The organism is Arthrobacter psychrochitiniphilus (assembly GCF_003185915.1).
In the GTDB taxonomy this organism is placed as follows: domain Bacteria; phylum Actinomycetota; class Actinomycetes; order Actinomycetales; family Micrococcaceae; genus Specibacter; species Specibacter psychrochitiniphilus.
In genome coordinates this window covers 227,066-243,129 of record NZ_QHLZ01000003.1, presented here as the reverse complement: position 1 = coordinate 243,129, position 16,064 = coordinate 227,066, and the positions used below count along the sequence as shown (strand labels likewise).

9 protein-coding genes are annotated in these 16,064 nt (G+C 57.7%); 3 read left to right on the top strand and 6 right to left on the bottom strand.

Annotated features, from left to right (window positions below; genetic code table 11):
* Nucleotide 1 precedes the first annotated feature (1 nt).
* Both CVS29_RS06665 and CVS29_RS06660 read left to right on the top strand, forming a co-directional pair.
* Nucleotides 2-1,624 carry a WXG100 family type VII secretion target gene (locus tag CVS29_RS06665; protein ID WP_110105552.1) on the top strand — a complete coding sequence of 541 codons (1,623 nt, stop codon included), beginning with the start codon at nucleotides 2-4 and terminating at the stop codon, nucleotides 1,622-1,624.
* 46 nt (nucleotides 1,625-1,670) lie between these two features.
* Nucleotides 1,671-2,120, top strand: a complete 450-nt coding sequence (locus CVS29_RS06660) for a hypothetical protein (protein ID WP_110105551.1) — start codon at nucleotides 1,671-1,673, stop codon at nucleotides 2,118-2,120.
* Nucleotides 2,121-2,294: 174 nt separating this feature from the next.
* On the opposite strand, the gene tuf is transcribed toward CVS29_RS06660, so the two are convergent.
* From tuf to rpsL, 4 genes are all read right to left on the bottom strand, one after another.
* Nucleotides 2,295-3,485, bottom strand: a complete 1,191-nt coding sequence (gene tuf, locus CVS29_RS06655) for an elongation factor Tu (protein ID WP_110105550.1) — start codon at nucleotides 3,483-3,485, stop codon at nucleotides 2,295-2,297.
* A gap of 160 nt (nucleotides 3,486-3,645) precedes the next feature.
* On the bottom strand, nucleotides 3,646-5,760 hold the full coding sequence (gene fusA / locus CVS29_RS06650; protein WP_110105549.1) for an elongation factor G: 2,115 nt from the start codon (nucleotides 5,758-5,760) through the stop codon (nucleotides 3,646-3,648).
* A gap of 72 nt (nucleotides 5,761-5,832) precedes the next feature.
* Nucleotides 5,833-6,303 carry a 30S ribosomal protein S7 gene (gene rpsG, locus CVS29_RS06645; RefSeq protein ID WP_038464713.1) on the bottom strand — a complete coding sequence of 157 codons (471 nt, stop codon included), beginning with the start codon at nucleotides 6,301-6,303 and terminating at the stop codon, nucleotides 5,833-5,835.
* A 1-nt stretch (nucleotide 6,304) separates the two neighbouring features.
* Nucleotides 6,305-6,679 carry a 30S ribosomal protein S12 gene (gene rpsL, locus CVS29_RS06640; protein WP_038464715.1) on the bottom strand — a complete coding sequence of 125 codons (375 nt, stop codon included), beginning with the start codon at nucleotides 6,677-6,679 and terminating at the stop codon, nucleotides 6,305-6,307.
* Between the two features lie 401 nt (nucleotides 6,680-7,080).
* Between rpsL and CVS29_RS06635 the strand changes: the two genes are divergently transcribed.
* Nucleotides 7,081-8,076 (top strand): patatin-like phospholipase family protein, encoded by a 996-nt coding sequence (locus CVS29_RS06635; protein WP_170120918.1) that lies wholly within the window; start codon nucleotides 7,081-7,083, stop codon nucleotides 8,074-8,076.
* Nucleotides 8,077-8,241: 165 nt separating this feature from the next.
* On the opposite strand, the gene CVS29_RS06630 is transcribed toward CVS29_RS06635, so the two are convergent.
* Nucleotides 8,242-12,144 (bottom strand): DNA-directed RNA polymerase subunit beta', encoded by a 3,903-nt coding sequence (locus tag CVS29_RS06630; protein ID WP_110105547.1) that lies wholly within the window; start codon nucleotides 12,142-12,144, stop codon nucleotides 8,242-8,244.
* Nucleotides 12,145-12,250: 106 nt separating this feature from the next.
* A complete protein-coding gene (gene rpoB, locus CVS29_RS06625) occupies nucleotides 12,251-15,769 on the bottom strand; it encodes a DNA-directed RNA polymerase subunit beta (protein WP_110105669.1) in 3,519 nt (1,172 codons plus the stop codon).
* Nucleotides 15,770-16,064 lie beyond the last annotated feature (295 nt).

The following is a 16,064-nucleotide window of genomic DNA, read 5'->3' as shown; positions in this document are numbered from 1 at the left end:
CATGAACGAGTTCATGCTCGGCGCAGACCCGGAAGAGCTCCGGGCATTGGCCACGCTCTTCCAAAAGCACTCGGCAGCATTGGATCAAACCTCCAATGATCTCAACCCCACCATCATGCGGGCCCGCTGGAACGGCCCTGACGCACAGCGTTTCCGTCAGGACTGGACGTCGCGGCTGCGGCCTCAGATCAAGTCGGCCAGCACCATGTTTACTGAAACCTCAGAAAAGTTGCAGGCTCAGGCCCAGGAGCAGGAGAATGCTTCCTCGGAAGTCAGCCTAGGCGGCGGCAACACTCTGGGCTACGAGGCTGAAGAAACTGGCGGCGGGACTTCTGCGAACCAGCAAGCCCTTGAGAACATTGGCACCCGCACAGATCAGGAAGTTCGCCTCTGGTGGGCGGACCTGAGCGATGCGGAAAAGACCACGCTGCTGCATTCCAGCGATGAGTTCGGAATTCCCAACGCATACCGTCTCGCCGCGTTAGAAGACAAACTCCCCCGTGAAGACCAAGATCGCATCCGTGAATACCTTGTTGAGTCGGCCAAGGGCTCCATCCCCATGTACTCACAGTCAGACAAAATTGGTGTGGATGGCCAGATCGCTTGGGTGCACGGCGGCGCCCACCTCTCGAGCAAGATCACACAAAACGCTGACGGCTCGGTAAAACTCACCCTTGCAGGGGACATCAGTGGTGGCGCCAACACACCCAGCACCAAGGCTGGCGCTGATGTGACACTGAGCGGCGAGCTTTCAAGGACCTATAAGTTCAATTCATTGGAGGAGGCGCTTGCCGCTCGCGCACAAATGCTCAATGAACTGCCTCCGGACAGTTTTTCACGGGCATCGGATGCCATCACAAACCCTGGTGAATACATCGAAAAGACCCTGGATGCAGCGGCGAATGGCCATGGCTCCACTGACGAGTACACAAGCCGAAAGGGCACACTTTCAGTTGGCGCAAAAGTAGATGTTTCTGCCGACGTCTCGGCAGAAGCGAAGCTTTCGCTCGCCTACGAACAGAATCTTAGCGATGGTACTGCCACAGCCAGTGCAACAGCCTCAGTGAAGGCACAGCTTGATCTGGGCGACGGGATGAAGTTTGGCGGAAATGGGGAAGCCGGGGTCACCCTGAGCATGGACAAAGACGGCGACATCAACAAGATGACAATCAATCTTAAGGGAACCATTGAAGGCTCAGCCAAGGTTCAGGACAATCCAAATATCCAAGATCCCCTAGCGGAACTGTTCGGCCCGAAACCTCCGTCTGAAGGACCCAGTGCCAAGTCCAGTGTAGGAATCCAAGGAACGGTGCGTATGGAGCTGCAGAACACAGCCCAGAACCAACATCTCATCGATAGTTACCTGAGCAACATCGCCTCGGGCAACAATCTTGCGGCAGCTGGCGATCTAGAAAACATCTACCGCGCATCAGGTGTGACACTCCAAGCAAATTCAGTTGTCTCCACAGAAAGCAATCTGGTTGACTTTAACAGCGGAGTTGCCTCGCTGAAAGTTGGTGGCAGCTCCGAAACGACCATCAACGCTGGTACGTTACACAAGGCTCCTTATGGCGGAAACTATAAGATCATCACGGGCCAGAACCTTGCTGGAACCATGAGGTAACACCATTGAACATACTTTGTCCTAACCATCTGAGAGGCCCCAAACCATGAGCCAACCATTCGATACCGGGCTGGGCCTGACACTTGTCCTGCCCGATGGGGCACAAGCCATCGAGGTCTCAAGCGCAGGACCTGCCAGCCGCCAGTTCAGTCTGGTGCGTGGGGAGGTAATTTCCGTGGTCCGTGATGACGGGGCAGCTTTAGAATTCCCAGATCTTCTGGCATGGGCGCAAGGCATGGCTCAGCACTATGTTCAGGACTTCGACGCCGTTGAAGAGGCTCAGGGCACTATCTCAAGTGACGGTAAGCAAAGTTACGCCTACGCGGTCACCTTCAATGATGCCAACGGAGTCCCCCGCAGGGCCACGTTGATCGCCACGTTGCTCGCGGGCGGGCTTTTTGCAGGTATCACGTTGCTGGCTATCAACGCCGGCCAGGGACTGGATACTGAGCTGGTACAGGAGCTCGTGGATGGCTTGGCTCGGAGCGCAGGCTAAGACTCCACCCACGACACCGGTACCAACCTTGGTGCCGGTGTTTTTTGTGCCCACTCGCCCAAGGCGACAATGACGCACAGAAGACCTCACGCCGTCGTGCCTGCATCATTTAACACAAAGAAGGACCCCAGCCGAAGCTGGGGCCCTTCTTCAAAGATCTAAGTTAGTCAGAGACTACTTGATGATCTTGGTGACACGACCTGAACCAACGGTGCGGCCGCCTTCGCGGATAGCGAAGCCGAGGCCCTCTTCCATGGCGATCGGCTGGATCAGCGCGACAGTCATTTCGGTGTTGTCGCCAGGCATAACCATTTCCGTGCCCTCAGGCAGGGTGATGACGCCGGTAACATCCGTGGTGCGGAAGTAGAACTGCGGGCGGTAGTTGGAGTAGAACGGGTTGTGACGCCCGCCCTCATCCTTGGCCAAGATGTAGACGTTGGCTTCGAAATCGGTGTGCGGGGTAATGGAACCCGGCTTGACGATAACCTGGCCACGCTCTACGTCTTCGCGCTTGATACCGCGGAGAAGCAGACCACAGTTCTCGCCGGCCCAAGCCTCGTCGAGCTGCTTGTGGAACATTTCGATACCGGTAACCGTGGTCTTCTGGACCGGACGGATTCCGACAATCTCAATTTCAGAGTTGATCTTGAGGGTTCCACGCTCGGCGCGGCCCGTAACAACGGTTCCACGGCCAGTGATGGTGAAGACATCTTCAACCGGCATCAAGAACGGCTTGTCCTTGTCGCGGATGGGGTCAGGAACGTGGTTGTCAACGGCTTCCATCAGGTCCTCAACGGACTTGACCCAAACCGGGTCGCCTTCCAGAGCCTTCAGGCCGGAAACGCGCACAACGGGTGCCTCGTCGCCGTCGAAGCCCTGTGAGGAGAGAAGTTCGCGAACTTCCATTTCGACCAAGTCGAGGAGTTCTTCGTCATCAACCATGTCGGACTTGTTCAGTGCAACCAGCAGGTAGGGGACACCAACCTGGCGGGCCAACAGAACGTGCTCGCGAGTCTGGGCCATCGGGCCGTCAGTCGCAGCAACCACCAAGATAGCGCCGTCCATCTGCGCAGCACCGGTGATCATGTTCTTGATGTAGTCAGCGTGACCGGGGGCGTCTACGTGTGCGTAGTGGCGCTTCTCGGTCTGGTACTCAACGTGCGAGATGTTGATCGTGATACCGCGCTGCTTCTCCTCGGGAGCCGAGTCGATAGTAGCGAAGTCACGCTGCTCGTTAAGATCGGGGTACTTGTCGTACAGTACCTTGGAAATGGCAGCCGTCAACGTGGTCTTACCATGGTCAACGTGACCGATGGTGCCGATGTTAACGTGCGGCTTGGTCCGCTCGAACTTTGCCTTTGCCACGGGGTCCTCCTAGAACGTTTTCAGATGGCTTACTCTCAGCGACGCTTTTCGTCACTGAAACCGTAGTAAGTCTACTGGGGGCTTTTTATGTTTAAGAAATTACTGATTGCTGGCGTCTGTCCCAGCTTAGGGCTGGAACAGACGCCGTGCAAAAGTGCGACTACTCGCCGCGGGCCTTCTGGATGATCTCGTCGGCAACTGCCTTCGGAACCTCAGAGTAGCTATCGAACTTCATCGAGTACACTGCGCGACCCTGGGTCTTTGAACGCAAGTCACCGATGTAACCGAACATGCCGGACAAGGGGACAAGAGCCTTGATGACCTTGACACCGCTTGCGTCCTCCATGGACTGCATCTGTCCACGACGTGAGTTGATGTCACCGATTACTTCACCCATGTATTCCTCAGGGGTGCGGACTTCAACTTCCATCAGCGGTTCGAGCAGAACCGGGTTGGCCAACCGAGCGGCTTCCTTGAACGCCATGCGACCGGCGATCTTGAAGGCCATTTCGGAAGAGTCAACATCGTGTGACGCGCCGTCAAGCAGCGTGGCCTTGATGCCAACCATTGGGTAGCCGGCCAGCACGCCGTCAGGCAGTGCGGACTGGATGCCCTGGTCAACGCTGGGGATGTACTCGCGGGGAACACGGCCACCAGTGACCTTGTTCTCGAAGGAGTACATTTCGCCATCGTGCGTATCCAGCGGCTCAATGGCAATCTGGATCTTAGCGAACTGACCTGAACCACCGGTCTGCTTCTTGTGCGTGTAGTCATGCTTGACTACGGCGCGCTTGATGGTTTCGCGGTAAGCAACCTGCGGCTTGCCAACGTTAGCTTCAACGTTGAATTCGCGACGCATGCGGTCCACCAGGATATCCAGGTGAAGCTCGCCCATGCCGCCAATTTCGGTCTGGCCGGTGTCTTCGTTGAGGGTAACGGTGAACGTCGGGTCCTCAGCGGAGAGCTTCTGGATAGCAGTGGAGAGCTTCTCCTGGTCACCCTTGGTCTTCGGCTCGATGGCAACGAAGATCACGGGCTCGGGGAAGGTCATCGACTCAAGTACTACCGGGTTGGCCGGATCGCACAAGGTGTCACCGGTGGTGGTGTCCTTGAGGCCAATCACAGCGTAGATGTGGCCTGCATGGACCTCGTCTACCGGCATTTCCTTGTTGGCGTGCATCTGGAAGAGCTTGCCAATGCGTTCCTTCTTCTGCTTCGTTGAGTTCAGCAGCTGAGTACCGGGAGTTGCCTTGCCGGAGTACACGCGGATGAAGTTCAACTGACCGAAGAACGGGTGCGTTGCGATCTTGAAGGCGAGAGCCGAGAACGGCTCGTCTTCACTCGGCTCGCGCTTGATCTCGATTTCCTCGTTGCGGGGATCGTGACCGATCATCGCACCAACGTCCAACGGGTTCGGCAGGAAATCGATGACAGCATCGAGCATGGGCTGAACGCCGCGGTTCTTGAAAGCTGAACCACAGAAGACCGGGTAGATCTCGGAGTTCACAGTCAGCTTGCGAATGCCAGCCTTCAGTTCCTCAATGCTGGGCTCTATGCCCTCGAGGTACTTCTCCATGAGTTCTTCGGAGGCCTCGGCAGCAGCCTCTACGAGGGCGGCACGGTACTCTTCAGCCTTTTCCTGCAGATCCGCGGGGATCTCCTGGATTTCGTAGTTGGCACCCATGGTGACGTCACCCTTGGAGTCGCCAGCCCAAACGAAGGCCTTCATGGTCAGCAGATCGACGACGCCAACGAATTCGCTTTCAGCACCGATAGGCAGCTGCATAACGAGGGGCTTGGCACCCAAGCGGTTGATGATGGTGTCTACCGTGAAGTAGAAATCAGCACCGAGCTTGTCCATCTTGTTGACGAAGCAGATACGCGGAACGTTGTACTTGTCAGCCTGGCGCCAAACAGTCTCAGACTGCGGCTCTACGCCTTCCTTGCCGTCAAAAACAGCAACTGCGCCGTCGAGCACGCGAAGTGAGCGCTCAACCTCAACAGTGAAGTCAACGTGGCCGGGTGTGTCAATGATGTTGATCTGGTTGTTGTTCCAGAAGCAGGTCACGGCGGCGCTCGTGATGGTGATGCCGCGTTCCTTTTCCTGTTCCATCCAGTCAGTCGTCGATGCACCGTCGTGCGTTTCGCCGAGCTTGTGGTTCACACCCGTGTAGAACAGGATGCGCTCAGTTGTAGTGGTCTTGCCAGCATCAATGTGGGCCATGATGCCGATGTTGCGGACCTTGTTAAGGTCTGTAAGCACGTCCTGTGCCACGGTTTCTCCCTTATCTAGAGATGAGCTCGAAGGTTGCTGGCGGGGTTACCGCCAGCAACCTGAAGGCTCTAGTTACCAGCGGTAATGGGCGAAGGCCTTGTTGGACTCAGCCATCTTGTGGGTATCTTCGCGACGCTTGACAGCAGCACCAAGGCCATTGGAGGCATCCAGAACTTCGTTGCGCAAACGCTCGGTCATGGTCTTCTCGCGGCGAGCCTTCGAGTAACCAACCAACCAGCGCAAAGCCAAAGCGGTCTGACGACCCGGCTTAACTTCAACCGGAACCTGGTAGGTGGCGCCACCAACACGGCGGGACTTGACCTCAAGGCTGGGCTTGATGTTCTCCATGGCCTTCTTCAAGGCAACTACGGGATCAGCACCGGTCTTTTCACGTACACCCTCAAGTGCGCCGTAAACGATGCGCTCTGCGGTGGACTTCTTACCGTCAACCAGAACCTTGTTGATCAGCTGAGTGACCAAAGGGGAACCGTATACGGGATCTACTACTAGCGGCCGCTTGGGGGCCGGACCCTTGCGAGGCATATTACTTCTTCTCCATCTTTGCACCGTAGCGGCTACGTGCCTGCTTGCGGTTCTTAACGCCCTGGGTATCCAGTGCGCCGCGGACGATCTTGTAACGAACACCGGGAAGGTCCTTAACACGGCCTCCACGGACGAGCACGATGGAGTGCTCCTGAAGGTTGTGGCCTACACCGGGGATGTAAGCGGTAACTTCCACGCCGCCGTTGAGGCGCACACGTGCAACCTTACGCAGAGCCGAGTTCGGCTTCTTCGGGGTGGTTGTGTAAACGCGCGTGCAAACGCCGCGACGCATGGGGCTGCCCTTAAGTGCGGGAGCCTTGGTCTTCGTGACCTTGGGTGTCCGGCCCTTTCGGACCAGCTGGTTAATCGTAGGCACTTTCGTGTTCTCCGTTGTTTTCTCGAGTGGATTCTCGTGTTGCCGGCCCCGCTGATCAAAATGAATCGACCTACGGGGAAAGCCTTTTACTGGTAGTCGCAGACTTGGCGACTTCACAGCGCCTAGGCATGCAAAAATGTGGCATTCGCTGTACAAGAACCGTACAACCCGGACCCGCATCCACTTTCCGAAGAAAATTGACGCTCTTATCCACTGCCACACTAACAATTACTCACTACGTTACCACTACATTGCCCCAGCACTGAAATCGAGGTCAACTCATGCTTGACACATGCACTGCACAAGCGCATTGTACTAATTACCCCGCGACTCTAAAAGCTGGCCTGTGGGCTGGCGGAGCCCCTCATGCGGAGTGGGATGTTGTCGAATTGCGGTGCGTCATGGCGGATACGGATTTAGTTCTTGAGGGTGGCGGAGTCAAGGGCTCCAGCCTTGTCGGGGCGGTGACGGCCTTGGCAGCACACAGTGACCCTTACACTTTCCACCGGATTGCGGGCACCTCCGCAGGGGCCATCGTGGCCGCTTTTCTGGCGTCAGGAATGACACCGGCACAGGTGAAGAACGTCATGGAGTCGTTGGATTTTGCCAAGTTTGAGGACAAGCAGGGTTTCCTAGAGCACATCCCCGGTATTGGGCCGGCCACCGGCCTGTTCTTGCACGAGGGCTTGTTCGTTGGTGGCTTCATGCACGACTGGATCGCCGAAACACTGGCCGCTCAGGGCGTACGAACCTGGGCGGATTTGAGGGATGACGATCCTGGCAGCGCGCTTCCGCCTGAACAGCGATACAAGCTGGTTGTCATAGTTTCAGACGTTTCACGCGGCATCATGCTGCGCCTACCGTGGGACTACCAGTCGCTTCTGGGGATGGACCCGGACATGATACCGGTGGCGGACGCTATTAGGGCTTCCGCGTCCATCCCCTTTTTCTTCCGCCCTTGGAAGATGCAGGCCGATCCAACTCTCACAGGTCACGACCACATTGTTTGTGCCGACGGTGGGCTGCTGTCCAATTTCCCTATGGCCATCTTTGATCGAAATGACGGGAAGGAGTCACGCTGGCCAACCATCGGCGTCAAACTTTCTGGCCAGAGAACTATTCGCACCACAGATTGGAGTCCTGACAACACCAACGTGGCGCTGGCCAAGTCATTGCTAGCGACCATGATGAGTGCCCACGACAACGCCTACGTGAACAATCCCCAAGCAAGTTCGCGCACCATTTTTGTCAACACCACCCCTTATCAGGCCACCGACTTCCACCTCTCCCCCGCAGACAAAAGCACCATGTTTGGCCGGGGGATGAGCAGCGGTCAGAAATTCCTGACCACCTGGGACTGGGATAAGTGGAAGTCCGGCGACTACAGCTTGGGCTAGCGCAGGAGCGTTCCTAAAATAACACCCTAAAGTGAGGGAGCCATGTTAAAGCACGACGGCGGTGAGTCACCTTTGCAAGGTGACTCACCGCCCGGTCGTTGCCTCCCAAACTTCGCAAGCTCAGTTCGGGTCCTTCGGCAACTCCCTTAGCGCACTATCGGCATGTCAGCCGGAGAAGTTGGTACCGAGATCGTAGTCATCCAAGGGGATGGCACGGAACTCGTTGCCCAAATCTCCTACGCCGCCCACGTAGTCAAAGTCGCTGAATGCGCTCGGACCGGTGAACAGATTGGCCTTGGCCTCTTCCGTGGGCTCCACCGTGACGTTGGTGTAGCGCGGAAGGCCGGTGCCGGCAGGGATCAACTTACCGATGATCACGTTCTCCTTCAGACCCAACAACGGATCCGACTTCCCTTCCATGGCCGCCTGCGTCAGAACGCGAGTGGTCTCCTGGAAGGATGCGGCGGAGAGCCATGATTCGGTAGCCAAAGAAGCCTTGGTGATACCCATCAGCTCGTTACGACCTGATGCCGGCTTCTTGCCCTCGGACACGACGCGACGGTTTTCCGTTTCGAAGCGGCCACGCTCGGCAAGCTCACCGGGCAGCAGCTTCGAGTCACCGGACTCGATGACCGTTACGCGGCGCAGCATCTGGCGGACAATAACCTCGACGTGCTTGTCGTGGATACCCACACCCTGGCTGCGGTAAACGCCCTGAACTTCCTCAACGAGGTGCTTCTGAGCGGCACGCGGGCCGAGGATACGCAGAACCTGCTTGGGGTCAACAGCACCCACAATCAGCTTCTGGCCAACTTCAACATGCTCGCCATCAGCAACCTGCAGGCGTGCGCGTCGCAGTACCGGGTAGGCGATCTCTTCAGTGCCGTCGTCCGGTGTGAGGATCAGACGCATCGTCTTTTCGGACTCATCAATGTTGATGCGGCCGGCAGCTTCTGCGATCGGAGCCACACCCTTGGGGGTACGTGCTTCGAAGAGCTCCTGGATACGGGGCAGACCCTGGGTGATGTCCTCGCCACGGCTGGCCGAAACAGCACCACCGGTGTGGAAGGTACGCATGGTCAGCTGAGTACCGGGCTCACCAATGGACTGAGCGGCAATAATACCGACAGCCTCACCAATGTCCACGGTCTTGCCCGTGGCCAAGGAACGGCCGTAGCAAAGGGCGCAGGTACCAACAGTTGACTCACAGGTGAGCACTGAACGGACCTTGATCTCTTCAATGCCTGCTGCGAACAGCTTGGCAATGAGGACATCTCCAACATCGTCCCCGGCCTCGGCCAGGACAGCACCGGATGCGTCCACTACTTCGGCAGCCAAGGTACGGGCGTAAACGCTGTTCTCGACTTCCTCGTGCAGTACGATCTCACCCATGGAATCAACCACTGCGATGGGCAGGGTCAGGCCACGCTCAGTGCCACAATCGTCTTCGCGAACGATGACATCCTGTGAAACGTCAACCAGACGGCGCGTCAGGTAACCGGAGTTAGCGGTACGCAAAGCGGTATCAGCCAGACCCTTACGGGCACCGTGTGTGGCGATGAAGTATTCCAGAACCGACAGGCCCTCACGGTAGGAGGACTTGATGGGACGGGGAATAATTTCACCCTTAGGGTTGGCCACCAGGCCACGGATACCGGCAATCTGGCGAACCTGCATCCAGTTACCACGGGCACCGGAGGAAACCATACGGTTGATCGTGTTGGATGCGGCGAACGAGTCACGCATAACGTCTGCGATCTCGTTGGTTGCCTGGTTCCAGATGTCGATGAGCTCCTGGCGGCGCTCGTCGTCAGCGATCAGACCCTTGTCATACTGAGCCTGGACCTTGGCGGCCTTGACCTCGTAGCTCTCCAAGATAGCCGGCTTCGCAGCAGGGACCTCAATGTCGGAGATGGCAACGGTGATTCCTGATCGGGTTGCCCAGTAGAAACCGGCATCCTTCAAGTTATCCAGTGTTGCTGCCACAACAACCTTGGGGTACCGCTCGGCGAGGTCGTTGACGATCTCGGAGAGCTGGCCCTTATCTGCCACTGCTTCCACCCAGGGGTAGTCAGCAGGCAGGGTGTCGTTGAAGAGCACCTGTCCCAGTGAGGTATCGATGATGGCACTACCGCCAGCTTCGAAGCCTTCCGGGCCCTTGCGCTCGGCACCGGGGATAAAGTCTTCCAGGCGGATCTTGACCTGTGAGTTCAAGTGCAACTCACCGGCGTCGAACGCCATGACAGCTTCAGCCGCGGTGGAGAACACACGGCCTTCGCCCACTGAACCCTCACGCTTGGTGGTCAAGTGGTACAGGCCAATGATCATATCCTGCGAAGGCAGAGTCACCGGACGGCCATCTGAAGGCTTCAAAATGTTGTTCGAGGACAGCATCAAGATGCGAGCTTCGGCCTGAGCCTCGGGGCTCAGCGGCAGGTGAACTGCCATCTGGTCGCCGTCGAAGTCAGCGTTGAAGGCGCCACAAACCAGCGGGTGAAGCTGAATTGCCTTACCTTCAACAAGCTGGGGCTCGAACGCCTGGATACCCAAACGGTGCAGGGTTGGTGCACGGTTCAGCAGAACCGGGTGCTCGGTGATGATCTCTTCGAGAACATCCCACACCTGGGGACGGAAACGCTCCACCATGCGCTTGGCGCTCTTGATGTTCTGTGCATGGTTGAGGTCAACCAAGCGCTTCATCACGAACGGCTTGAAGAGCTCCAACGCCATCTGCTTGGGCAGACCACACTGGTGCAGCTTCAGCTGCGGGCCAACCACAATGACCGAACGGCCGGAGTAGTCAACACGCTTGCCGAGGAGGTTCTGACGGAAACGACCCTGCTTGCCCTTGAGCATGTCGCTCAGTGACTTCAGCGGACGGTTGCCCGGTCCGGTGACAGGACGGCCGCGGCGGCCATTGTCAAACAAAGAGTCCACAGCTTCTTGAAGCATGCGCTTTTCGTTGTTGACAATGATCTCCGGAGCGCCCAAATCAAGCAGTCGCTTGAGACGGTTGTTGCGGTTGATCACGCGACGGTACAGATCGTTCAGGTCCGAGGTGGCGAAACGGCCACCGTCGAGCTGAACCATGGGGCGCAGTTCCGGCGGAATCACCGGGACAGCGTCCAGAACCATGCCAAGCGGGCTGTTGTTGGTGGTCAGGAATGCGTTGACAACCTTCAGTCGCTTCAGGGCGCGGGTTTTACGCTGGCCCTTGCCGTTGGCAATGATGTCGCGCAGGATCTCGGCTTCGCCGGCCATGTCGAACGTCTCAAGACGGCTCTTGATGGCTTCGGCACCCATGGAACCTTCAAAGAACATGCCGTAGCGCTCGCGCAGTTCGCGGTAGAGGGCTTCGTCACCTTCCAAGTCAGCAACCTTGAGAGCCTTGAACCGGTCCCAAACCTGCTCGAGGCGGTCGATGTCGGCGTCAGCGCGCTTGCGCACATTGGCCATCTGACGGTCCGCGGAGTCACGGGCCTTCTTCTTATCGGCTGCCTTGGCGCCTTCACCTTCCAGGCGGGCAAGCTCGCCTTCGAGGTCACGGGCAATGGTGGCGATATCGTTATCGCGAGTATCGACCATGCGCTTCTTTTCCAGGTCGTGCTCAATCTGGAGGTTCGGCAGTTCTTCATGGCGGGCAGCGTCATCAACGCTGGTGATCATGTAAGCCGCGAAGTAGATGACCTTTTCAAGGTCCTTCGGGGCTAGATCTAGCAGGTAACCCAAGCGCGAGGGAACGCCCTTGAAGTACCAGATGTGGGTAACGGGAGCTGCCAGCTCAATGTGGCCCATGCGCTCACGGCGCACCTTGGCGCGGGTGACTTCAACACCACAACGCTCACAGATGATGCCCTTGAAACGCACGCGCTTGTACTTACCGCAGTAGCATTCCCAGTCACGGGAAGGCCCGAAGATCTTTTCACAGAAAAGACCGTCTTTTTCCGGCTTGAGCGTGCGGTAGTTGATGGTTTCCGGCTTCTTGACTTCGCCGTGGCTCCAGTCGCGAATATCTTGCGCGGTGGCCAGGCCAATCTGCATACTGCCGAAGGAGGATTCGCTGGACATATGGGTCCTGTTCTCTCTAATTCTCTAAAGTCTGAAAGTCTGTGGCGGGTACGGGAGGAAGCGGAAGGAACGACGGCGGCGGGTGAGTGCCGCCGTCGGCCCCTAGCTACACTTCTTCGACAGAGTTTGGCTCGGCCCGTGACAGGTCGATGCCCAGCTCTTCCGCGGCCCGGAAGACTTCTTCATCCGAGTCACGCATCTCAATCGTGGCGCCGTCGGTGGAAAGGACTTCCACGTTCAGGCACAGCGACTGCATTTCCTTGATAAGAACCTTGAAGGACTCCGGAATACCGGGCTCCGGGATGTTCTCGCCCTTGACGATGGCTTCGTAAACCTTCACGCGGCCATGGATGTCATCGCTCTTGATGGTCAGCAGTTCCTGCAGCGTGTACGCCGCACCATAAGCTTCCAGTGCCCAAACTTCCATCTCACCAAAGCGCTGTCCACCGAACTGCGCCTTACCGCCCAAGGGCTGCTGGGTGATCATGGAGTACGGGCCTGTGGAGCGTGCATGGATCTTGTCATCCACCAGGTGGTGAAGTTTCAGGATGTACATATAGCCCACGGAAACCGGGTCCGGGAACGGCTCGCCGGAGCGGCCATCGAACAACATGGTCTTACCGGAGGAATCGATCAGGCGTTCCCCGTCACGAGTGACGTTGGTGGAATCGAGCAAACCAGTGATTTCAGTATCACGGGCACCGTCGAATACCGGGGTGGCAACCTTGGTCTGGCCGCTTTCGCGGGGCAGGTTCGGCAGGTTCTTGATCCAGTCAGGCTCGCCTTCAACCTTCCAACCGGTCTTGGCAACCCAACCGAGGTGGATCTCCAGGACCTGTCCTACGTTCATTCGCCCTGGCACACCCAAGGGGTTCAGGACAATGTCAACAGGGGTACCGTCGGCAAGGAAGGGCATATCTTCGATCGGAAGGATCTTGGAAATAACACCCTTGTTACCGTGACGGCCAGCGAGCTTGTCACCATCGGTGATCTTGCGCTTGTTGGCAACGTACACGCGAACCAGCTGGTTCACGCCGGGAGGAAGGTCATCTTCGGAATCGCGGTCAAAGACGCGCACACCGATGACGGTGCCGGACTCGCCGTGGGGAACCTTCAAGGAAGTGTCGCGAACTTCGCGGCTCTTCTCACCAAAGATGGCGCGCAGCAGGCGCTCTTCCGGGGTCAGCTCGGTCTCGCCCTTAGGCGTGACCTTTCCAACCAGGATGTCGCCAGCTTCAACTTCGGCACCGATGTGGATGATGCCGCGCTCGTCCAGACCGGCAAGGATTTCCTCGGAGACGTTCGGGATGTCCCGAGTGATCTCTTCGGCACCGAGCTTGGTGTCGCGGGCATCGATCTCGTGCTCTTCGATGTGAATTGAGGAGAGCACATCTTCGGCAACAATGCGCTGCGAAAGGATGATGGCATCCTCGTAGTTGTGACCTTCCCAGGACATGAAGGCAACCAACAGGTTCTTACCCAGGGCAAGTTCACCCATGTCCGTTGCCGGACCGTCGGCAATGATGCCGCCCACTTCCAGGCGCTGGCCTTCTGAAGCCAGAACACGCTGGTTGTAAGCGGTTCCCTGGTTTGAACGCTGGTACTTGGCGATCGGGTAGCTGATTTCCGTGCCGTCGTCATTCAGCATGACAACGACGTCGGCGGAAACCTCCGAAACCACACCGGCCTTCTTGGCGATGACAACGTCACCGGCGTCAACAGCGGTTGCGCGCTCCATGCCGGTGCCGACGAAGGGAGCCTCGGAACGGACCAACGGAACAGCCTGACGCTGCATGTTCGCACCCATGAGGGCGCGGTTGGCGTCATCGTGCTCGAGGAACGGAATCAGTGCGGTAGCCACTGACACCATCTGGCGCGGGGAAACGTCCATGTACTCGACCTCGTCGGCCGGAATCAAGACAGGCTCGCCGCCACCACCGCGCTGGCGAACCAGAACGGAGTCTTCCAGGAAGTGGTTGTTGGTATCCAAAGGCGCGTTGGCCTGTGCAATAACAACTTCCATCTCGTCATCAGCTGTCAGGTAGTCAACCTCGTCAGAAACGAAGCCGTCCTTGACCCGGCGGTACGGGGTCTCGATGAAGCCGAAGGGGTTAATGCGACCGTAGGAAGCCAAGGAACCGATCAGACCAATGTTGGGGCCTTCAGGGGTTTCAATGGGGCACATGCGGCCGTAGTGCGACGGGTGAACGTCACGAACTTCCATGCCGGCACGGTCACGGGAGAGACCACCCGGGCCCAGCGCGGAGAGACGACGCTTGTGCGTCAGACCGGCCAGCGGGTTGTTCTGATCCATGAACTGTGAGAGCTGAGACGTTCCGAAGAACTCCTTGATAGCTGCCACGACGGGGCGGATGTTGATCAGGGTCTGCGGCGTGATCGCTTCGACGTCCTGAGTGGTCATACGCTCGCGGACAACTCGCTCCATGCGAGACAGACCCGTGCGGACCTGGTTCTCGATGAGCTCGCCAACGGCGCGGATACGACGGTTACCGAAGTGGTCAATGTCGTCGACGTCAACGCGCAAGTCAACCTCGGCGCCGTCGCGCTTGCCCTTGGTGGTCTTGTTGCCAGCGTGCAAGGCAACCAGGTACTTGATCATGGCGACAATGTCATCCACGCTCAGCACGGATGCTTCGGGGCTGCTCAACGGCAGGTCAATACCCAGCTTGCGGTTGATCTTGTAACGGCCAACTTTGGCCAGATCGTAGCGCTTGGGGTTGAAGTACAAGTTGTGCAGCAGTGCATCGGCTGCGTCTACTGTGGGCGGCTCGCCCGGGCGCAGCTTGCGGTAGATGTCCAGCAAGGCATCTTCGCGGCCGGTGGTGGCGTCCTTTTCCAAGGTGGCGCGGATCGAGTCGAACTCGCCAAACTCTTCAAGGATCTGGCCTTCGCTCCAGCCCAGCGCCTTCAGCAGTACGGTGACTGACTGCTTGCGCTTGCGGTCCAGGCGAACACCAACCTGATCGCGCTTGTCGATCTCCAGCTCGAACCATGCACCACGTGAGGGGATGATCTTGGCGGTGAAGATTTCCTTGTCACTGGTCTTATCCGCGGTGCGCTCAAAGTAAGCACCCGGGGAACGGACCAGCTGGGAAACAACAACACGCTCGGTGCCATTGATGACAAACGTGCCCTTGTTGGTCATGAGCGGGAAATCGCCCATGAAGACAGTCTGCTGCTTGATTTCACCGGTCATGTTGTTCATGAACTCGGCCTTGACGTACAGGGGTGCGGCGTACGTGGCGTCGCGGTCCTTGCATTCGTCAACGGTGAACTTGGGGTCAGAGAACTCCGGCTCCGTGAAGGACAAGGACATGGTGCCCTGGAAGTCCTCAATCGGGGAGATCTCTTCGAAGATGTCGGACAGACCAGAGGTGACGGCCACGCTGTCATCGCCAGCATCCACAGCGCTCGCCATGCGATCTTGCCAGCGCTCGTTACCTACGAGCCAGTCAAAGCTCTCGGTCTGGAGGGCAAGCAGATTCGGCACGTCAAGCGGCTCGTGAATCTTTGCGAATGAGAGGCGACTCTTTGCACCATCAGTGCTGTTTGAATCGATAGCGGTTGCAGCGTTATTTACATTAGAGGTGCTCGAGGCGACCAAGAGGGATCCTTCCACAGACCTGCAGGCTTGTTCTTACGAACCCTCACCCGTTTCTCTCCCGGTCATCAAACCCGGAGGAACGCTGGCCAAGTAGCCCTAGAAAACGCATCAAAGTACAGCTATGCTGCCCTTTGGGTGCGTGTTTCCATGACTCTTGTCCGATACAAAGCCCACCGCTATATGAAGGCTGAAGGTTAAGAGGGATACGCAAAGAACTACACTACCCCTTAAAGGGTCGCGTGTCTACCCCGAGATCCAAGAAACCGCAAGTGGGGTCTTTCCCTCCCATTGTCGC

Coding starts and splice junctions, on each gene's coding strand:
- CVS29_RS06665 (WP_110105552.1), top strand. CDS start 2: ATGAACGAGTTCATGCTCGGCGCAGACCCGGAAGAGCTCCGGGCATTG.
- CVS29_RS06660 (WP_110105551.1), top strand. CDS start 1,671: ATGAGCCAACCATTCGATACCGGGCTGGGCCTGACACTTGTCCTGCCC.
- rpsG (WP_038464713.1), bottom strand. CDS start 6,303: ATGCCTCGCAAGGGTCCGGCCCCCAAGCGGCCGCTAGTAGTAGATCCC.
- CVS29_RS06635 (WP_170120918.1), top strand. CDS start 7,081: ATGGCGGATACGGATTTAGTTCTTGAGGGTGGCGGAGTCAAGGGCTCC.
- CVS29_RS06630 (WP_110105547.1), bottom strand. CDS start 12,144: ATGTCCAGCGAATCCTCCTTCGGCAGTATGCAGATTGGCCTGGCCACC.